The organism is Planctomonas deserti (genome assembly GCF_003067705.1).
Classification (GTDB): Bacteria; Actinomycetota; Actinomycetes; order Actinomycetales; family Microbacteriaceae; genus Planctomonas; species Planctomonas deserti.
This window is the reverse complement of record NZ_QANL01000001.1, coordinates 1,187,113-1,205,551: the sequence shown is the minus strand read 5'-3', so window position 1 is coordinate 1,205,551 and position 18,439 is coordinate 1,187,113. Positions and strand designations below refer to the sequence as shown.

The following is an 18,439-nucleotide window of genomic DNA, read 5'->3' as shown; positions in this document are numbered from 1 at the left end:
TCGGACGAGACGTGGAACGACTACGCGATGGCGTTGACGTCCACGGGGATGCCGGGGCCGAACGTGGTGGACACGGTGCCCTTCTGGATGTAGCGACCCTTGGCCGAGCTCGGCTTGAGGCGCACGACCTCCTCGAGCGCTGCCGAGATGTTCTCGCTCAGCTGCTCGGGCGCGAAGCTCGCCTTGCCGACGACGAAGTGCACGTTGGCGTGCTTGTCGACGCGGAACTCGATCTTTCCGCCCTTGATCTCGGAGACGGCGCGAGCGGCGTCCGGGGTCACGGTGCCGGTCTTCGGGTTGGGCATGAGGCCGCGGGGGCCGAGCACCTTTCCGAGACGGCCGACCTTGCCCATGAGCTCCGGCGTGGCGACGGCGGCGTCGAACGAGGTGTACCCGCCCGCGACCTTCTCGATGAGCTCGTCGCCGCCGACCTCGTCAGCGCCGGCCGCGATCGCGGCCTCGGCCGCAGCGCCCGTCGCGAAGACGATGACGCGGGCGGTCTTGCCGGTGCCGTGGGGAAGGATGACGGTGCCGCGCACCATCTGGTCGGCCTTGCGGGGGTCGACGCCGAGCTTCAGCGCGACCTCGACGGTCGCGTCGAACTTCGACGAGCCCGTCTCCTTCGCGAGGCTGACAGCCTCGGTGGGGGTGTACAGCTTGCCGTCTTCGATCTTCTCGGCGGCGGCCCGGTAGGCCTTGGACTTCGTTGCCATGAAAAATTCTCCTGATTCGAGAGTGTGGTTGATGAGCCAGGCTGGCTCTCCCACGGGTGGCCCCCGTTAAAGCGGGGGACCTAAGGAAAGGGTGGAGAGGACTACGCCTCGACCGTGATGCCCATCGAGCGGGCGGTGCCCTCGATGATCTTCTCGGCGGCCGCGATGTCGTTCGCGTTGAGGTCGACCTGCTTCTGCTCGGCGATCTCACGCACCTGGTCGCGGGTGAGCTTGGCCACCTTGACGGTGTGCGGCGTGGACGAGCCCTTGGCGACGCCGGCGGCCTTCTTGATGAGCTCCGCGGCCGGTGGGGTCTTCAGGATGAACGTGAACGTGCGGTCCTCGTACACCGTGATCTCCACGGGGATGACGTTGCCGCGCTGCGCCTCGGTCTGGGCGTTGTACGCCTTGCAGAACTCCATGATGTTGACGCCGTGCTGACCCAGCGCCGGACCGATGGGCGGTGCGGGGTTGGCGGCGCCGGCCTTGATCTGAAGCTTGATCAGACCAGTTACCTTCTTCTTCGGTGCCATAGTTCTTCCTTTTCGTATCGAGCACCCGCCAAGTGGCGGATGCGCTCCCGCAGGTCCCGGCGAATCCGGGCCGCGGTGGTCTCTAGAGCTTGGTGACCTGGTCGAAGCTGAGCTCGACCGGGGTCTCGCGCTCGAAGAGGGAGACGAGCACGGTGAGCTTGCCGCTCTCCGGCTTGATCTCGCTGATCGAACCCGGCAGGCCGGCGAACGATCCCTCCTTGATGGTGATGGTCTCGCCGATCTCGAAGTCGATCTCGGCGGGCAGCACGCGCTGTGCGGCCTTTCCACCCTTGGCGCCACCGGACTTGGCAGTCGGGGCGGCCTCGACCTCGACGAGGCTCTTCAGCATAGAGAACGCCTCGTCGAAGCGCAGCGGCGTCGGGTTGTGGGCGTTGCCCACGAAGCCCGTGACGCCGGGCGTGTGACGGACGACGGACCAGCTGTCCTCGTTGAGGCTCATGCGCACGAGCACGTAGCCCGGGATGCGCACGCGGTTGACCAGCTTCCGCTGGCCGTTCTTGATCTCGACGACGTCCTCCATGGGGACCTCGATCTGGTAGATGTAGTCCTCCATGTTCATCGAGACCATGCGGTTCTCGATGTTGGACTTCACCCGGCGCTCGAATCCGGCGTAGGAGTGGATGACGTACCACTTGCCCGGCTTGGCGCGGAGCTCCTTCTTGAACGCCTCGTACGGGTCGACCTCGACCTCGTCCTCGTCGCCGTTCACGTCGGGGCCGTCGTACGGGGCCACCTCGTGGGAGTCCTCCTCGGCCTCGACCTCGGCCTCGATGTCCGCCTCGTCGTCTGTGGCGGCGACGGCGGCGTCAGCCTCGTCGATGGAGTCCACCTCGAGCGCCTCGTCGACGATGGCGTCGGCCTCGGGGTCGGCGGCCAGCTCTACGGCGTCCAGGACCTCGTTGAGGTCGATCGAGTTCTCCTCGTCGTCCGAGACGACGTGGAGCGCAACGTGCTCCGCGGCGGTCGAGGAGAGGTCGTCAGCGGTCTGGACGTCACCCTCCTGCACCTCGCCGACCTCGGAGGTCTGCTCCGAGGAGGGCGCGGTGTCGATTTCATCGCGGTGTGAGTTGGCCACTGGATCTCTTCCCTTGCATTGTCTGCACTGTGATTGCGGGCACGCGGGTCATGTTCGCCCGGCCCGTTCCCCGATCGGTGTCGGCTCGCGCCCGGCGAGCCCGTCGCGTGGTGGGGTCAGCCGCCCGCGATGTTGCCGTCGCCGAAGACCATGATCGTCAGGAACCCGAAGACGGCGTCGAGGCCGGACACGATCGCCATCATGATGACGACGAAGACCAGCACGACCGCCGTGAAGCTCAGAAGCTCCTTGCGGGTGGGGGTGACGACCTTCTTGAGCTCGGCGATCACCTGGCGGATGAACAGCGCGACGCGACCGAGCGGATTGCGCTTTTCGGCGCGCTCCTGCTTGGCATTGGCGACGATTTCCTCGCTTGGCTCGTCGACGATCTTTCGCGCCACGCGTTCACCCTTCTTGGCTTTCGACCGAACCCGAAGTCCGAAACGGCCGTACGACACTCCCCCCGCTACCGAGAGGACCGTCTTGCAGGGCGGACAGGACTCGAACCTGCAACCTGCGGTTTTGGAGACCGCTGCTCTACCAATTGAGCCACCGCCCTATGGTCGGCGAAGTCGCACAGCTTCGCTACGAGAACCTTTTAGGGATTGAGCCCCGTGAAAAAGGGCGCAGAAAAGCTTGGCCGACTTCAACAACCTGAGTCAGTCTAGATGACGCCCCGGACACTGTAAAGCCGAGGCGGTTCCCCGCCGACTCCGCCAGTCTACGGCCTGCCGCCCGCACCGGAGCCCGGGAGGGTCGCGGGGAGGGTCGGCCTATGCTTTCAGGCATGGGCACCCAGGGAAGCAGAGTCTCCGCGCGCATCGGATCCATCGCAGAGTCGGCGACTCTCAAGGTCGACGCGAAGGCGAAGGCCCTGCAGGCGCAGGGCCGCCCCGTCATCAGCTACGCCGCGGGCGAGCCCGACTTCCCCACGCCGGACCACATCGTCGAAGCGGCCGTCGCGGCCGCGCACGACCCGAAGAACCACCGCTACACCCCCGCCGTCGGCCTGCCCGACCTGCGCGAGGCGATCGCCGAGAAGACGCGCCGCGACAGTGGGCTCGACGTGCCGGCATCCCAGGTCATCGTGACCAACGGCGGCAAGCAGGGCGTGTACCAGGCGTTCGCCACGCTGCTCGACCCGGGCGACGAGGTACTGATGCCGACGCCGTTCTGGACCACCTACCCCGAGGCGATCCGGCTGGCCGGCGGGTTGCCCGTCGAGGTGTTCGCCGGAGCCGACCAGGACTACCTCGTCACCGTCGAGCAGCTGGAGGCCGCGCGCACCCCGCGCACCAAGGTGCTGCTGTTCGTGTCGCCGTCCAACCCCACCGGCTCCGTCTACTCCCGCGAGCAGACGACGGCCATCGGCGAGTGGGCAGAGGCGAACGGCATCTGGGTGATCAGCGACGAGATCTACCAGAACCTCACCTACGACGGCGTCGAGGCGACGTCCATCGTCGAGGCCGTGCCCGCGCTCGCGGACCGCACCATCCTCGTCAACGGCGTCGCCAAGACGTACGCGATGACCGGCTGGCGGGTGGGCTGGATGGTCGGGCCCGCCGACGTCATCAAGGCGGCGGGCAACCTGCAGTCGCACCTCTCCTCGAACGTGGCCAACATCTCGCAGCGCGCCGCCATCGCCGCCCTCACCGGATCGCAGGAGCCCGTGGAGACGATGCGCCAGGCGTTCGACCGGCGGCGCAAGACGATCGTCGAGGAGCTCAACCGCATCGACGGCTTCGTGACGCCGACCCCCACGGGCGCGTTCTACGTCTATCCCGACGTGACCGGCCTCTTCGGCCGCACGATCGACGGCGTCACCCCGACCACGTCGCTCGAGGTGGCGGACCTGCTGCTCGAGAAGGCCGAGGTCGCCGCTGTTCCGGGTGAGGCGTTCGGGCCGAGCGGATACCTCCGCTTCTCCTACGCGCTGGGCGACGAGCCGCTGCTGGAGGGCATCCGCCGCATCCAGTCCCTCCTCTCCTAAGGCCCTCCCCTCCCTCCCCCTCCCCCCTCTCCTCACCCTTCCGCTGAGGTGCCCACTTCGGATGCGTTTTCGCGCATTTCGCATCCGATTCGGGCACCTCACGGGGTGGGATGCGGGCCCTGTGGAGAGCGGGAGCCGGATCCGCTGAGCGCGGGCACCATGCCCGGGTGAATCCGGTCGTACCCCTGCCACCCCACCTTCGCGCGACGGCGTTCTCCTATCGGGAGGGCTCGGAGGCCGGACTCGGCCAGGGACGGCTCCGTGGTCCGGACCTGCAGCGACCGTTCTGGGGCACTCGGCACGCGGGCACCGGGAACCTCACCCTGCAGGAGCGATGCCGCGCGCTTCAGACCCGGCTTCCCGATGCCGCCTTCTTCTGCGGGCCGACAGCCGCCGCCCTCCTCGGGATGCCCCTGCCTCCTCGCCTGAGCGGCGACCCTCGGCTCCACGTCGCCGTCCCCGCTCCCGCGCGTGCGCCGCATGCGGACGGGGTCGCGGGCCACAAGCTCGGGATCGGTCAGGACGACGTGACCACCCGCCTCGGGCTCCGGATGACCGGTGCCGCACGCACGTGGTGCGACCTCGCACCCCTGCTCACCGTGCCGAACCTCGTCGCGGCCGGAGACTATCTGCTGTATCGACGGGCTCCCCTGTGCAACAGACAGCAACTGGTGGCGGCGGTGCGGCGCCACCCCGGTCGACGGGGGCGTCCCGCCCTGCGGCTCGCGCTCGACCTCGTCGATGACCGGTCGGAGTCGCCCGCAGAGTCGGTGCTGCGGGTGATCCTCATCGAGGCCGGGTTCACCGACGTGGTGCCCAACCACGTCGTCCGCGATCGGTCGGGGCGCTTCCTGGGGCGCGTGGATCTCGCCTTCCTGGAGGCCCGTGTCGCGGTGGAGTACGAGGGGGACTACCACCGCACGGAGCCGGACCGGTGGCGGAAGGACATGGCCCGCGTGCGCCGGCTGGAGGCCGAGGGCTGGCTCGTCCTTCGCGTCAACGCGGACGACCTGCGCGACCCGACGCAGCTGCTGCTGCAGGTCGGGCGCGCCCTGGCCCGCCGCTCCTCCCCGTGAGGTGCCCGGATCGGACCCGAAATCGGCGAAAACGGGTCCGAAGTGGGCACCTCACGGGATGGGTGGGGGGGTGCGGGGGTGAGGGGGGTTAGAGGGTGAGGTTGACGAGCTGGGGTTCCGGGTGGAGGAGGATGCCGAACTCCGCGAGCACGCGGCCCTGCACGTAGCGGGCGAGCTCCGCGAGCTGCTCCGCCGTCGCCCCGCCCGTGTTGGTCAGCGCGAGGGTGTGCTTGCTGGAGATCGCCGCCGCGGACCCGGGCAGCCGGAACCCCCGGCGCACCCCCGCGTGCTCGATCAGCCAGGCCGCGCTCAGCTTCACGTCGGGTCCGCCTGCGGCCTCGCGCTCCTGCCGCGTGCGGTGCAGCTCGATCACGGCGTCCTCGACCGCATACGCGTCGCGGTGGTCTCCGACGAGCTCGACCACGCGATCCGCGACGTCGTGCTCCACCGGCCAGCGGGGCGCGTCGGCGGGGAGCGTGCGGGCGAAGTGCTCGGTCACGATCGGGTTGGTGAAGAACGAGCCCGCGCTCCAAGTGTCGGTGTCCGCGTCGTCGAGCACCATGCCCTTGGATGCGCGCAGGGCGAGCACGGCGGAGCGCACGTCGGCGAGCGGCACGCGCGCGCCGAGCTCGACGCCGAGCGCCTTGGCGAGCTGCGGGTAGGCCACGGGCTGGCTGAGCGGCGCCCCGGATGCGTCGGGCCCCTCGACGAGCTCGAACTCGACGGCCGTGACGACGCCCTGCCTGCCGCGCTTGAAGACGGACGTGCGGTAGCCGAAGCCCAGTTCGGCGGCCGGGATGCGCACGGTGTCGCCGGACAGGTAGTCGAGGAACTCGACGGCCGTGAGGGTCTGCGCGACCTCCTGCCCGTACGCGCCGATGTTCTGGATCGGGGACGCCCCGGTCGAACCCGGGATGCCGGAGAGGGCCTCGAGCCCGGCGAGGCCCAGCTCGACGGTCTGCGCCACGAGCGCGTCCCAGGGCTCCCCCGCCTGCACCCGCAGCACGGCGAGGCCGGGCCGCTCCGGCGTCGGGATCCGCTCGACGCCGCGGGTGGCGACGCGCAGCACGGTCCCGTCGAACCCGTCGTCGGAGACGAGCACGTTCGAGCCGCCGCCGAGGACCAGCCAGTCCTCGCCGGTCGCCCACTCCTCGAGCACCTGGTCGGCGAGCGTGGCGGGGTCCGTCAGGGTCACCATCCGGGCTGCGGGACCGCCGACCCGGAAGGTCGTGAGCGACGACAGCTCGGCACCCGTTCCGCTCGTGCTCGCGAAATCGGTGCTCGCCGTATCGGTGCTCACAGGGCCGGGGGCCACGGGATCGGTGCTCACGGGATCAGGCCAGGCGGACGCGCGCCTGCGCCTTGCCGAGCACGGTGGCGCCGTCGAACGTCACGGTCAGGTCGACGCGCACCATGCCGGCGTCGGCGTCCAGCTGCCCGACCTTGGCGGACACCTCGACGACGGCGCCGTCGGTCGGCGAGACGACGACGGGCCGGGTGAAGCGCACGGAGTAGTCGACGACACGGCCCGGGTCGCCGGCCCAGTCCACGACCGGCTGCACCGCGAGGCCCATGGTGAGCATCCCGTGCGCGAGCACGCCGGGCAGACCGACGTCCGCCGCCACGTCGTCGCGGTAGTGGATGGGGTTGAAGTCGCCGGACGCACCGGCGTACCGAACCAGGGAGTCCCGGCTGAGCGGATACGTCCGCTGGGCGACGACGTCGCCGACGCTGAGCGTACTGATGTCGGGTGCGGTGCTCACGAGTCCTCCCCGCGGACGACGAGGGTGGACGTGGCGGTGACGACGTGCGCCCCCGCGCCGTCGACGATCTCGGAGCGGGCGGTCACCATCGCGTTGCCGCCGAGCGACTTGACGCTCGCGACGGTCAGGGTCGCGGTCAGCTCGTCGCCCGCGACGATCGGTCGGCTGGACTCGAACCGCTGCTCGCCGTGGACCACGCGGGAGTAGTCGATGCCGGCGTCGGGCTCCGCGAGCAGCTGCGCGAGCGTGGCCTCCTGGATGACCACCGGGAAGGTCGGGGGCGCCACGACGTCGGCGTACCCGGCCGCACGCGCGGCCTCAGGGTCGTGGTTCAGAGGGCTGGTCGCGAAGACGGCGCGGGAGAACTCGCGGATCTTCTCGCGGCCCACGAGGTACGGCGACGCGGGCGGGAAGACCCGACCGGCGAGGTCTGGATTCACTGACACCGCACCAGCCTATGCGCTGCGTCCCGGGCAGCACCCAGAGCTCCGTGTCAGGCTTGTACGGTGCCGATGATCACTCTGCTCACGACCGCCGCCTCCCCCGACATCCAGCTGACGGGCCTCGCCGGTCTCGCGGTCAACATCATCGATGCACTCGGCGAGCTCGGCGTCGGGGCGCTTGCGCTGCTCGAGACCGTGTTCCCGCCGATCCCGAGCGAGGTCGTGCTGCCCCTCGCCGGCTTCCTCGCTCAGCAGGGGCGGATGAACGTGTTCCTCGTCCTGCTCACCGCGACGCTCGGCGGGCTGATCGGTGCATACATCCTCTACTACATCGGTCACCGGCTGGGCGAGGAGCGCGCCATCCGCTGGCTCTCCAAGCTTCCGCTGGTCGACCGGGAGGACTTCGAGAAGGCGTCCGGTTGGTTCCACCGGCACGGCCGCTCCGCCGTGCTCTTCGGCAGGTTGATCCCCGGTGTGCGCAGTCTGATCTCGCTGCCGGCGGGCAGCGCGCGCATGCCGATCGCGTCGTTCACCCTCTTCACGCTGATCGGGTCGCTGATCTGGAACACGCTCCTCGTGAGCCTCGGCGTGCTGCTCGGCCGCCAGTACCACCTGGTCGACCAGTACTCGTCGTGGCTGAACTACGCCGTCTATGCCGCGATCGGCGGAGTCGTGCTGTGGCTCGTGGTGCGCCGCGTGCGGCGGGCACGCAACGAGCGGCGCGCGCGCCAGGCCCGCTCCCGCCGCCTCGCCGCGGAGTGACCGGAGCGGAGTGACGGAGAAGGGGCGGCATCGCGGCCGCCCCTTCTCCGTTCAGGCGGGAAATCGTCCGACTCAGGCCGTGAAGGTCAGGACTGGTCGAACTTGCGGTCCTGGATCGCCTCCGCGTAGGTGCGGATGTCCGGGCCCGGCTCGAAGTCGATGAAGCGCCCTTCGAGCAGCTCGATGAGCCGAGCGAACGACTTCTCCCAGTTCTCCCCGGCGAGCTCGCCGTTCACGGTCTGCACCGCCTCCTGCAGCACCCGATCCGAGTCCGTGAGAATCTTGTCCCGGGCCTGCTCGTTCCACTTCACGTCGCTGATGTCCATGCGGGGACGCTACGCGTGCGCGGCGTGCCCGGCCATCAGCGGACCCTCAGGAATGCGCTGTCGGGAGTCATTGGGCCGAGAAGAAGTACTGGTCGCCGAGCATCGTCGAGACGACCCAGGTGCCGTTCTCGATGTCGGCGCTCGGGACGGCGACCACGACGTTCCCGGTGCCGCCCGCTCCGGGGGCGAGCCTGTTCAGGTCGGACAGCGGCTGCGGCGCGACGGCGAAGGAGTCGGTGGACGAATGCCCGATGCCTGCCGCGGAGACGAAGTCGAAGGCCAGGTCCGCCCAGGGGGTGCCGGTCTCCGAGCCGACGTAGACGACCGTGACGGGCACCATCGCGTACTGGAACCCCTCCGGCGGGGGCGGGGTGGACTGGCTGTATGCGGCGAGGACGTCATCCGCGTCGAGCAGGGGCGGACCGAGCATGACCTCCCAGTCGACGGTGCCCGCGGCGGAGTCCACCCTGACGGTCGTACCGATGGGCACCGGGCGCTCGCGGGTGCCGAGCGAGCCCGGTGCCCCGTCACCCCCGGACAGCGTCGGCCCGACGCCCTGCACCGGTGACGGCGGAAGCGCATCCTCCGTGCCTGCTGCCCAGAAGACCGGAAGCACGACCAGGTAGAGGGCGCAGAAGAGCACGGCCACCGAGGACACCGCGATGCCCGCGATGGCGAAAGCGCGCTGCCGGTTGGGCATGCGGAGGGCGACGATGCCGAACACGAGGCCGATCACCGCCGGGAGAGCGGCCAGCACGAGGAAGTAGGGCACAGCGGCGATGAACAGCGCGACGACGCCGACGACGAACGCCGCCAGGCCGAGCCCGTTCCGCTGGGGTTCCGGCGTCGGCCGCGGCACGACGGGCGGGGTCTCTGCGGGCGGCTGGGTCTCGGCAGGCGCCATCGGTTCTTCACCATCGAAGAGCCGCCGAGAATCTGCCATGGGCACAGTATGGGATGGCGACCACGGCTCGTCATACGCCCCGTTATGGTGTCGAGGACGTGTGGTATGCACCGCCGAAGGCGGTCGGGACCGCCGAATCCGAATGCGGCCTAGCGGGCACGCAGCGGCACCGCGGGTGCGGGCGGCCGGGAACGAAGAAACGCCCCGGAACGGCGAGATTCCGGGGCGTTCAGTAGCGGGAGCGGGACTTGAACCCGCGACACCACGATTATGAGCCGTGTGCTCTAACCACCTGAGCTACCCCGCCAAGACGTTCATCCGGCCATAGGGCCTGACACAGTCCGGGCCCCGACAGGGACTTGAACCCTGGACCTTCTCCTTACCATGGAGATGCTCTACCACTGAGCTATCGGGGCGTCGCCTGGCCCGTCCGCAGGGGACCGGCCGTTGGCACCGTTAGAGGATAGCAGCATTGTGAGCCGCTCCCGAACGCGTCACTGGATGCAGAACTCGTTGCCCTCCGGGTCGGCCATCACGTAGTGGTACTCGGGGTAGGGACCCCACATCGACTCCGCCCTGCGCAGCACGGTCGCGCCGAGCGCGACGACCCGCTCCACCTCGGCGTCGACCTCGGCCGGAGTGGCCCGGCGACCCGGCGTCGCGTTCACGTCGACGTGCACGCGGTTCTTCACGACCTTCCCCTCGGGCACGCGCTGGAAGAAGAAGCGCGGTCCCTCCCCGGTCGGGTCCTCCGCGATGGACCGTGCCGCAAGGTCGTCCTCGGAGAGCCCTGCGGTCAGGAGGGCCGCACGCATCTCCTCGGGGTACTCCGCGCGGGGATAGCCGAGCACGTCCGACCAGAAGTGCGACAGGGCGCGGGGGTTCTCGCAGTCCATGACGATGTTGCCGATTTTGCCGGCCACGATGCTCCTTTCCTGGTCCCATCGGGTGCTTCGAGGGTACGGTCGGGGGAGGGAGAGCACCACCATGACGGACAAGAAGGACCCGGCGGAGCACACCGTGGCCGAGCACGAGCACAGCGCCACCTGCGGTCACCCCGCCGTGAAGCACGAGGACCACGTGGACTACGTGCACGACGGCCACAAGCACGCGCCGCACGACGGCCACTACGACGAGCACGGGTCCCACCGCCGCAGGTGAGAGTGCCGGCCGCCCGGCCTGCGCCGTTTCCCGCAGTCTTCCCGCGCGGTACTTGGGACGGCGCGACGGGCGCGGATCCTGCAAGCGATTGCAGCGCACATAGTGCGGCAGTGGCGCGAGGAGAAGCCGGAGTAGGCCGGATGGCGCACATCCCGGCCCCGCGGCCACGCCGCGGCTGCAAGCGCTTACACGACGTCCGGGATGACGTACTGTAGCGACCATGTCTTCCGTGAACAGCCCGGATTCCGGTGCCTCTCTCCGCTCATCCACCGGACCGGACACCGGCGCCGTCCTCGTCGCCGGCTCCGAGTGGTGGCGCTCCGCCGTCATCTACCAGATCTATCCGCGCTCCTTCGCGGACTCGAACGGCGACGGGATGGGCGACCTCGCGGGCATCAGCGACCGCCTGCCCGCACTGCGGGATCTCGGCGTGGATGCGATCTGGCTCTCCCCCTTCTACACGTCGCCGCAGAATGACGCCGGGTACGACGTGGCCGACTACTGCGACGTCGACCCCCGCTTCGGTACGCTCGCCGACTTCGACCGCCTGCAGCGCGAGGCCCACGACCTCGGGATGCGCGTGATCGTCGACATCGTTCCGAACCACTCCTCGAACGAGCACGCCTGGTTCCAGGCCGCCCTGGCCTCCCCCGTCGGCAGCGTCGAGCGCAGCCGCTACATCTTCCGCGATGGCTCCGGCGAGAACGGCGAGCTGCCGCCGAACAACTGGCAGTCAATCTTCGGCGGCAACGCCTGGACCCGCATCACCGAGGCCGACGGCACGCCCGGTCAGTGGTACCTGCACCTGTTCGACCGGTCGCAGCCCGACCTCGACTGGGAGAACCCGTGGGTGCACGACCGGTTCCGCGACGTGCTGCGCTTCTGGCTGGATCGCGGTGTCGACGGCTTCCGCGTCGACGTCGCTCACGGCATGGTCAAGGCGGCCGGGCTCCCCGACTACACCCCGCCCGCCGACGCGGGCAGCATGGGCGGCGGCCTCGGCGACGAGCTCGAGGCGGGCGAGGCGCAGATCCCGCCCTACTTCGGGCAGGAGGGCGTGCACGAGATCTTCCGCGACTGGCGGCGGGTCCTCGACCAGTACGAGGGCGATCGGGCACTCGTGGCCGAGGCCTGGGTCGAGCCGCTGAGCCGGCTCGCAGAATGGGTGCGCCCGGACGAGATGCACCAGGCCTTCAACTTCACCTATCTCGAGACCGACTGGGAGGCCTCGGCCCTCCGGAGGACCATCGACACCTCGATCAGCGCGTTCGGCGAGGTGGGCGCGCCGAGCACGTGGGTGCTGTCCAACCACGACGTCGTGCGCCACGCGAGCCGGCTCGGCCTGGATGACAGCGGCCCGCAGGGCGCCGGCATCGGCCCGCTCACGCCGGGCAAGCCGGATGCGGTGCTCGGTCTGCGCCGCGCGCGGGCCGCGAGCGCGCTCATGCTCTCGCTCCCCGGCAGCGCGTACGTCTACCAGGGCGAGGAGCTCGGCCTGCCCGAGGTCATCGACCTGCCGGACGCGTTCCGCGAGGACCCGACGTTCTTCCGCACGGCGGGCGAGCGATACGGGCGCGACGGCTGCCGCGTGCCGATCCCATGGGAACCCGGCGTGCCCGCGTACGGCTTCAGCCCATCGGGCGAGAGCTGGCTCCCCCAGCCCGGTGACTGGGACGACTACGCCCGATCCGCCCAGGCGGGGCGGCCCGGGTCGACGCTCGAGCTGTACCGCACCGCCCTGCGCCTGCGGCGCGAGCGCGAGCTCGGCCTCGGCGCGGTCGAGTGGCTCCCCGGCTTCCGCGACGAGGTCGTCGCGTTCCGCAACAGCGGCGTCACGGTGATCAGCAACCTCGGCGAGGTGCCGGTCGAGCTGCCCTCCGGTCGCGTCCTGCTCTCCTCTGAGGACCTCCGCGAGGGCGTGCTGCCCACCGACACCACCGTCTGGCTGGTCGAGGACTGACCCGCCTCTCGCGCCTCTGCCCAGGCACGAGGATCCTGCGCAGCGTCAAGCTGGGCACGATCCTCCTGCCTGGGCAGGGGGAGGATGGATTGCGGGGCTAGTTGGCGTGCGCCTTGAGCCAGGCGTAGGGGTCGATGGCCGTGCCGTCCTCGAGGTGGATCTCGAGGTGCAGGTGCGGACCGGTGGATGCGCCGGTGGAGCCGACGCCGCCGATCTGCTGGCCGACCGTGACGGTCTGCCCCTCGGTCACCTTGAGCGAGCCGAACTGCATGTGGCCGTAGACGCTCGTGACCAGGTGGCCGTCGATCATGTGGTCGATGATCACGTGCACACCGAGGCCGTAGTCCGAGCTCTCCGCGTAGCGCACGACGCCGTCGGCGATCGCCTGGATCGGGGCGCCCATGCCGGGGGCGAAGTCGACACCCTTGTGGTCGCTCGAGCAGCCGTTGCTGCAGGGCGCGATGCGGTAGCCGAAGGTGCCCGAGATGGGCACCGCGGTGCTGAACGGCCACTGGATCGTGCCGTTCGGGTCGTTGGCGAAGGTGCCGACGCCGTCGCCCTGCGCGACCTGGACCTCCTGGTACGCCTCGACCGCATAGGTGTCGTGGGCGATCGTCTCCATCTTCGCGTCCGGAACGGTCACCGACTGCGCGCCCGCCATGCCGGCGGCGGCGTACGTGGCACTGGCGACGGGGGCCGCGATGGTCTCCTCCGGCGAGTACAGCGCGTTCGCGGGCAGGGACGTCGCGACCGTGACGGTCGCGACGAAGCCCATCGTGAGCACCGTGAGGCCCTTCGAGGCGAACGACTGGGTGGCCGACCGGCGGGCGGTGCGGGAGAAGGACGAGCGCTCGCGTGCGACCGCGGCGGCGGCGGTGACGGGGGCGACGCCGATCACCGGGGCGGGCGCGGTCGTGGGTGCGAACCCGACGGCGGGCGCCGACACGGTGATCGGGGTGGTCCCGATCACGGGGGCGGAGGCGGTGACCGGGCTGCTGCCGATCGCGGTGGTCGAGGCCGTCAGGGGAAGGGGCTCCGAGTGCACGCTCCCCGCGCGGGGGGCGGCCGTGAAGGTGGAGCGGCGCCCGCGGTGTCGGCGGGTCGCGAGCTCGGCGCGCTCGGCCTCACGCAGATGACGCCGCGTCAGCGGCGTCGAGAGGGGAGCGTTCTGGTCCTGGGTCGGGGTAGGCATTCACACACTCCGGGGCGCGCGGGCGCGGGGTCGGGGAGCGCGCATACGCGATGCGGCAGGCGAAAGAATAGGTGTCTCCTGGAGACCGGGGCGCACGGGAAGCGCCGGAACTACTGGGTAAGGGAGTGATCCGCAAGACCGGCGCGCCGGTGGCTTTATAACGGATCGGTAAAGAGTACCTATATTTCCGGCGTTAAGCCAGTTCCCCCATCAGGGGGAACTGCTCGCGCAGTAGATCCTCGAGTCCGCCGGCCACCCCGGGAGCCGCCGCGAGGAGGAAGCCCCGGCTCGCGGGCGCACCGTCCCAGCCCGTCACCCGGGCCCCCGCTTCGGCCGCGACGAGCGCGCCCGCGGCCATGTCCCACGGGTTCAGCCCCTGCTCGTAGTACCCGTCCAGCCGCCCCGCGCCCACGTAGCAGAGGTCGAGGGCCGCGGACCCGACGCGACGGATGTCGCGGACACGCGTGATGAGCTCGGACACCACGGCGGCCTGCTTTCCGCGGCGCTCGGCGCTGTAGGAGAACCCGGTCGCGACGAGTGCCTGTGAGAGATCTGTCGAGGCGCTGGCCCGCAGCGGGACGTCGCCCAGGAAGGCCCCGGCGCCTGCGCCGGCGGTGAACACCTCTTCGGACGCGGGCGCGTAGACGCAGCCCGCGATCGCGCGCCAGGTGGTCGGGTCCGGCTCGCCCTCCACGACCGCGATGCTGATGGCCCACTGGGGGATGCCGTAGAGGAAGTTGACCGTGCCGTCGATCGGGTCCACGACCCAGGTCAGGCCGCTGCTGCCGCGTTCGGCGCCGGACTCCTCGCCGAAGAAGCCGTCCTGCGGGCGGCGCTCCGCGAGCCTGCGCCGGATGAGCGCCTCCGCCTCCTGGTCGGCGAAGGTGACGACGTCCTCCGGCGACGACTTGGACGCGGCCACCTCGACGCCCTCGTCACGCCGCCTCTTGGCCAGCGCGCCGGCCTCGAGGGCGATGCTCCTCGCGATGTCGAGCAGCTCCTGCGTTCCGGGGTGAGCGTCCATGCGTCGATTCCGCCTTCCGTCCGGCGGCCGGTGCCGCCCTTCGATGCTAGTGAGGCCCGCCGCGGGAGGGTTCGGCTGCGGACTGCGGGCCGGACAAACGAAGAACCCCCTCACGAGGAGGGGGTTCATCCGGTGGCGAGTGAGGGATTCGAACCCCCGAATGCTGAGCAGTCTGATTTACAGTCAGATCCCTTTGGCCGCTTGGGTAACTCGCCGTACGCTCCCGACCGCGTGTAATCACCCGACCGAATGCGCTCGGTAATGATACCCACGCCTCGCCTCTGGGGCGAAATCACGGCGCGCCGCACCCGTAGGGTTGAGGCATGGCGAGCATCTCCGAGGTCGCGCGGCTCGCCGGAGTCTCGACCGCGACGGTTTCCCGCGCGCTCAGCGGCAACGGCAACGTCTCCCCCGCCACCCGCACGAAGGTCGAGCGCGCCGTGGCGGAGCTGGACTACGTCGTCTCCTCCACCGCGTCCGGCCTGGCGTCGGGCCGCACCCGCAACGTTGGGGTCGTCATCCCCTTCGTGAACCGCTGGTACTTCGGGCAGGTGCTCGAGGGCGCCCAGGCCGCGCTGCGGCAAAGCGGGTACGACCTCACGCTCTACAACCTCTCGGGCGGCGCGGACACCCGGCAGAGCCTGTTCGAGGACTTCCTCCTGCGGCGCAGGGTGGATGCGGTGCTCACGATCTGCCTGAAGCTCCGGCCGCACGAGATCTCGACGCTGCTCGGGCTCGGCAAGCCGCTCGTCGCGGTGGGCGGCCCGTTGCCCGGCGTCCCGACGCTCAGCATCGACGACGTCGAGGTCGCGAGGCTCGCCACGGAGCACCTGCTCGCGCTCGGTCACACGCGCATCGCCCTGATCGGCGAGAACCCCGAGGCCGAGCACGAGTTCAGCCTGAGCGGCGACCGGCTCCGCGGGTACCAGAGCGCCCTGGCGGATGCGGGGCTGGCCCCGAACCCTGAGCTCTTCCACCGCGCCGACTACACGATCCAGGGCGGCTACGTCGCCGCGAAGCAGCTGCTCGGCAACCCGCGACAGCGCCCCACCGCCATCTTCGCGGCGTCGGACGAGATGGCGATCGGGGCCATCCTTGCCGCCCGCGATCTCGGCCTCGCGGTGCCGCACGACGTGTCCGTGATCGGGGTGGACGACCACGAGCTGGCGGCGTTCTTCGGGCTCAGCACGGTGGCCCAGTTCCCCCGCGATCAGGGCTGGCGTGCGGCGTCCATGATCCTCGACGACCTCGCGGAGGGCGACGACCGCGGCAGGGACCAGGACGTGCGGATGCCGTACGAGCTCGTCGTGCGCGCAAGCACGGCGCGGCCCTCCACCCTTTAACATTGAGCACATGGCAGATTCCTCGTTCGACGTCGTCAGCAAGGTCAACCGCATGGAGGCCGACAACGCTCTGCACCAGGCGAGCAAGGAGGTCGAGCAGCGCTACGACTTCAAGAACGTCGGCGCCTCGATCGAGTGGAGCGGCGAGAAGGTGCTGATGAAGGCGTCGAGCGAGGAGCGCGTGAAGGCCATCCTCGACGTGTTCGAGTCCAAGCTCATCAAGCGCGGGATCTCACTCAAGAGCCTCGACGCCGGCGAGCCCTTCGCCTCCGGCAAGGAGTACCGCATCGAGGCGAAGCTCAAGGAGGGCATCGACGCCGAGCACGCCAAGAAGATCGGCAAGCTCATCCGCGACGAGGCGCCGAAGACCGTGAAGAGCCGCGTCGAGGGCGACGAGCTGCGGGTCAGCTCCAAGAGCCGCGACGACCTGCAGGCCACCATCGCGCTGCTCAAGGGCGCCGACCTCGACCTCGATCTGCAGTTCGTCAACTTCCGCTGACGCGGCTCCCCCCGTCCAGGCAGGCAGGCAGTGGGCCCCCGCCCACCCCGCCTGCAGGAGTGGCGCCTCTCGCCCTGCCCAGCTTTTAGCTGCGCACGATCCTTCTGCCTGGGCAGGGGCATCGCCCGGAACGACCCCGATGGGGGCCTGAGGGCGCAGAGGGCCGCTCGGTAGACTTCGGGCAGTATGGCTGACCTGTCGACGATCACCCTCGCGCTGATCGCGCTGGTGTTCGGGGTCGATCTCCTCGTGCGCGTCCTCGCACTCATCTACATCCCCCGCAACCGCCGCCCCACCACGGCCATGGCCTGGCTCATGGCCATCTTCTTCCTCCCCTACCTCGGCATCCTGCTGTTCCTCCTGTTCGGCAGCAACAAGCTGCCGCGACGCAGGCGGCAGAAGCAGGCGGAGATCAACCGCTTCATCCTCGAGACGACGGAGGGCGTGGACCGGGTGCGCCGGGACCACGTGTGGCCGTCGTGGCTGGATTCGGTCGTCGAGCTCAACCGGCGGCTCGGCGCGATGCCGCTGGTCGGCGGCAACTCGGCGCGTCTGCTCGAGGAGTACCAGGACACCATCCGGGCGATGGCCGACGAGGTGCGGCGCGCACAGCGCTACGTGCACGTGGAGTTCTACATCCTGTCCTGGGACACCATGTCCGCGCCGTTCTTCGACGCGATGGAGGACGCCGTGCGCCGGGGCGTGACCGTCCGCGTCCTCATGGACCACATCGCGTCCCTGCGCACGCCCGGCTTCCGCCGCACGAAGCGGAAGCTCGACCGGATCGGCGTGAGCTGGCGGGTCATGCTGCCGGTGCAGCCGCTGCGCGGGCGCTGGCAGCGGCCCGACCTGCGCAATCACCGCAAGCTCCTGGTCGTCGACGGCCAGGTGGCCTTCATGGGCTCGCAGAACATGGTGCACCGCACCTACAACCGGGTGATCAACCGCGAGCGCGGCCTCAAGTGGAAGGACCTGATGGTGCGGCTGGAGGGCCCCATCGTCACGGGCATCAACGCAATCTTCATCACCGACTGGTACTCCGAGACGGACGAGCTCCTCGTCCGCGAGAGCGAGAACGCGGTGCCGAGGGAGCGACCCGAGCAGCTCGACTGCCAGGTCGTGCCGAGCGGGCCGGGGTTCGAGGGCGAGAACAACCTCCGCCTGTTCAACGCCCTGCTCTACTACGCGCAGGAACGCATCGTCATCACGAGCCCCTACTTCGTGCCGGACGATTCGATGACCTACGCCATCACCACGGCCGTACAGCGGGGCCTGCACGTCGAGCTGTTCGTCAGCGAGGTCGGGGACCAGCCCGTCGTCTACCACGCCCAGCGCTCGTACTACGAGACGCTGCTGAAGGCCGGCGTGCGGATCTTCATGTACCGGGCCCCGTACATCCTGCACGCAAAGCACTTCACGATCGACGACGACGTCGCCGTGATCGGCTCGAGCAACATGGACATCCGCTCGTTCACCCTCAACGCCGAGGTGTCGCTCATGGTGCGGGGGCCGGAGTTCGTGACGGCCCTCCGCAGGGTCGAGCAGGGCTACCGCGAGGCGAGCCGCGAGCTGACCCTCGACGAGTGGGAGAAGCGGCGCATCGGCGGCCGGGTGCTCGACAACCTCGCGCGGCTGACCTCGGCCGTTCAGTGAC

At 69.8% G+C, this 18,439-nt stretch carries 20 protein-coding genes and 4 tRNA genes; 8 read left to right on the top strand and 16 right to left on the bottom strand.

What is annotated here, in order from left to right; genetic code table 11:
- Positions 1 to 20: 20 nt before the first annotated feature.
- The 5 genes from rplA to DAI20_RS05530 all read right to left on the bottom strand — a co-directional run bounded on the left by rplA (position 21) and on the right by DAI20_RS05530 (position 2,901).
- Entirely contained in the window at positions 21 to 713 is a 693-nt protein-coding gene (gene rplA / locus DAI20_RS05550) for a 50S ribosomal protein L1 (RefSeq protein ID WP_108249496.1), read from the bottom strand.
- A 101-nt stretch (positions 714 to 814) separates the two neighbouring features.
- Positions 815 to 1,246 (bottom strand): 50S ribosomal protein L11, encoded by a 432-nt coding sequence (rplK, locus tag DAI20_RS05545; RefSeq protein WP_108249495.1) that lies wholly within the window; start codon positions 1,244 to 1,246, stop codon positions 815 to 817.
- Positions 1,247 to 1,328: 82 nt separating this feature from the next.
- Positions 1,329 to 2,342 (bottom strand): transcription termination/antitermination protein NusG, encoded by a 1,014-nt coding sequence (gene nusG, locus DAI20_RS05540; RefSeq protein ID WP_108249494.1) that lies wholly within the window; start codon positions 2,340 to 2,342, stop codon positions 1,329 to 1,331.
- Positions 2,343 to 2,458: 116 nt separating this feature from the next.
- The gene (secE, locus tag DAI20_RS05535; protein WP_108249493.1) at positions 2,459 to 2,743 is read right to left on the bottom strand and encodes a preprotein translocase subunit SecE; all 285 of its coding nucleotides are present in this window, start codon (positions 2,741 to 2,743) and stop codon (positions 2,459 to 2,461) included.
- Positions 2,744 to 2,828: 85 nt separating this feature from the next.
- Positions 2,829 to 2,901 (bottom strand) — tRNA-Trp (locus DAI20_RS05530).
- Positions 2,902 to 3,129: 228 nt separating this feature from the next.
- Between DAI20_RS05530 and DAI20_RS05525 the strand changes: the two genes are divergently transcribed.
- Both DAI20_RS05525 and DAI20_RS05520 read left to right on the top strand, forming a co-directional pair.
- On the top strand, positions 3,130 to 4,332 hold the full coding sequence (locus DAI20_RS05525) for a pyridoxal phosphate-dependent aminotransferase (RefSeq protein ID WP_108249492.1): 1,203 nt from the start codon (positions 3,130 to 3,132) through the stop codon (positions 4,330 to 4,332).
- A gap of 167 nt (positions 4,333 to 4,499) precedes the next feature.
- Entirely contained in the window at positions 4,500 to 5,408 is a 909-nt protein-coding gene (locus DAI20_RS05520) for an endonuclease domain-containing protein (protein ID WP_159084924.1), read from the top strand.
- 88 nt (positions 5,409 to 5,496) lie between these two features.
- Here DAI20_RS05520 and DAI20_RS05515 read toward each other — a convergent pair whose 3' ends face one another.
- The 3 genes from DAI20_RS05515 to DAI20_RS05505 are packed head-to-tail and all read right to left on the bottom strand — an operon-like array spanning position 5,497 to position 7,617.
- Positions 5,497 to 6,708: a UDP-N-acetylmuramate dehydrogenase gene (locus DAI20_RS05515; RefSeq protein WP_108249490.1), complete on the bottom strand. Its 1,212-nt coding sequence runs from the start codon at positions 6,706 to 6,708 to the stop codon at positions 5,497 to 5,499.
- A 34-nt stretch (positions 6,709 to 6,742) separates the two neighbouring features.
- Positions 6,743 to 7,171, bottom strand: coding sequence for a MaoC family dehydratase (locus DAI20_RS05510; protein WP_108249489.1), 429 nt, complete (start codon positions 7,169 to 7,171; stop codon positions 6,743 to 6,745).
- Entirely contained in the window at positions 7,168 to 7,617 is a 450-nt protein-coding gene (locus tag DAI20_RS05505) for an FAS1-like dehydratase domain-containing protein (RefSeq protein ID WP_108249488.1), read from the bottom strand. The genes DAI20_RS05510 and DAI20_RS05505 overlap by 4 nt, the downstream gene beginning before the upstream one ends.
- Positions 7,618 to 7,683: 66 nt before the next feature.
- Here DAI20_RS05505 and DAI20_RS05500 point away from each other — a divergent pair, with 66 nt between their 5' ends.
- Positions 7,684 to 8,376, top strand: coding sequence for a DedA family protein (locus DAI20_RS05500; protein WP_108249487.1), 693 nt, complete (start codon positions 7,684 to 7,686; stop codon positions 8,374 to 8,376).
- A gap of 86 nt (positions 8,377 to 8,462) precedes the next feature.
- Here the strand turns inward: DAI20_RS05500 and DAI20_RS05495 are convergent, their stop codons facing one another.
- The 5 genes from DAI20_RS05495 to DAI20_RS05475 form a co-directional block, all read right to left on the bottom strand.
- Positions 8,463 to 8,702, bottom strand: a complete 240-nt coding sequence (locus DAI20_RS05495) for a hypothetical protein (protein WP_108249486.1) — start codon at positions 8,700 to 8,702, stop codon at positions 8,463 to 8,465.
- 67 nt (positions 8,703 to 8,769) lie between these two features.
- Positions 8,770 to 9,645 (bottom strand): DUF4190 domain-containing protein, encoded by an 876-nt coding sequence (locus DAI20_RS05490; RefSeq protein WP_159084923.1) that lies wholly within the window; start codon positions 9,643 to 9,645, stop codon positions 8,770 to 8,772.
- 194 nt (positions 9,646 to 9,839) lie between these two features.
- A tRNA-Met gene (locus DAI20_RS05485) sits at positions 9,840 to 9,913 on the bottom strand.
- A gap of 37 nt (positions 9,914 to 9,950) precedes the next feature.
- Positions 9,951 to 10,022: transfer RNA gene (locus tag DAI20_RS05480), tRNA-Thr, on the bottom strand.
- A gap of 78 nt (positions 10,023 to 10,100) precedes the next feature.
- Positions 10,101 to 10,529, bottom strand: a complete 429-nt coding sequence (locus DAI20_RS05475; protein WP_240605882.1) for a VOC family protein — start codon at positions 10,527 to 10,529, stop codon at positions 10,101 to 10,103.
- A gap of 64 nt (positions 10,530 to 10,593) precedes the next feature.
- On the opposite strand from DAI20_RS05475, the gene DAI20_RS05470 reads away from it, so the two are divergent.
- Both DAI20_RS05470 and DAI20_RS05465 read left to right on the top strand, forming a co-directional pair.
- On the top strand, positions 10,594 to 10,767 hold the full coding sequence (locus tag DAI20_RS05470) for a zinc transporter permease (protein WP_108249484.1): 174 nt from the start codon (positions 10,594 to 10,596) through the stop codon (positions 10,765 to 10,767).
- Between the two features lie 220 nt (positions 10,768 to 10,987).
- Positions 10,988 to 12,727, top strand: a complete 1,740-nt coding sequence (locus tag DAI20_RS05465) for a glycoside hydrolase family 13 protein (RefSeq protein WP_108249483.1) — start codon at positions 10,988 to 10,990, stop codon at positions 12,725 to 12,727.
- 97 nt (positions 12,728 to 12,824) lie between these two features.
- Here the strand turns inward: DAI20_RS05465 and DAI20_RS05460 are convergent, their stop codons facing one another.
- The 3 genes from DAI20_RS05460 to DAI20_RS05450 all read right to left on the bottom strand — a co-directional run bounded on the left by DAI20_RS05460 (position 12,825) and on the right by DAI20_RS05450 (position 15,158).
- Positions 12,825 to 13,919, bottom strand: a complete 1,095-nt coding sequence (locus tag DAI20_RS05460) for a M23 family metallopeptidase (protein ID WP_108249482.1) — start codon at positions 13,917 to 13,919, stop codon at positions 12,825 to 12,827.
- 193 nt (positions 13,920 to 14,112) lie between these two features.
- Positions 14,113 to 14,943, bottom strand: coding sequence for an inositol monophosphatase family protein (locus tag DAI20_RS05455; RefSeq protein ID WP_108249481.1), 831 nt, complete (start codon positions 14,941 to 14,943; stop codon positions 14,113 to 14,115).
- A 133-nt stretch (positions 14,944 to 15,076) separates the two neighbouring features.
- Positions 15,077 to 15,158, bottom strand: a tRNA-Tyr gene (locus DAI20_RS05450).
- 108 nt (positions 15,159 to 15,266) lie between these two features.
- Between DAI20_RS05450 and DAI20_RS05445 the strand changes: the two genes are divergently transcribed.
- From DAI20_RS05445 to cls, 3 genes are all read left to right on the top strand, one after another.
- Positions 15,267 to 16,286, top strand: a complete 1,020-nt coding sequence (locus DAI20_RS05445) for a LacI family DNA-binding transcriptional regulator (protein ID WP_108249480.1) — start codon at positions 15,267 to 15,269, stop codon at positions 16,284 to 16,286.
- 10 nt (positions 16,287 to 16,296) lie between these two features.
- Positions 16,297 to 16,785, top strand: a complete 489-nt coding sequence (locus DAI20_RS05440) for a YajQ family cyclic di-GMP-binding protein (RefSeq protein WP_108249479.1) — start codon at positions 16,297 to 16,299, stop codon at positions 16,783 to 16,785.
- A 186-nt stretch (positions 16,786 to 16,971) separates the two neighbouring features.
- Positions 16,972 to 18,438, top strand: a complete 1,467-nt coding sequence (gene cls / locus DAI20_RS05435; RefSeq protein ID WP_108249478.1) for a cardiolipin synthase — start codon at positions 16,972 to 16,974, stop codon at positions 18,436 to 18,438.
- Position 18,439 lies beyond the last annotated feature (1 nt).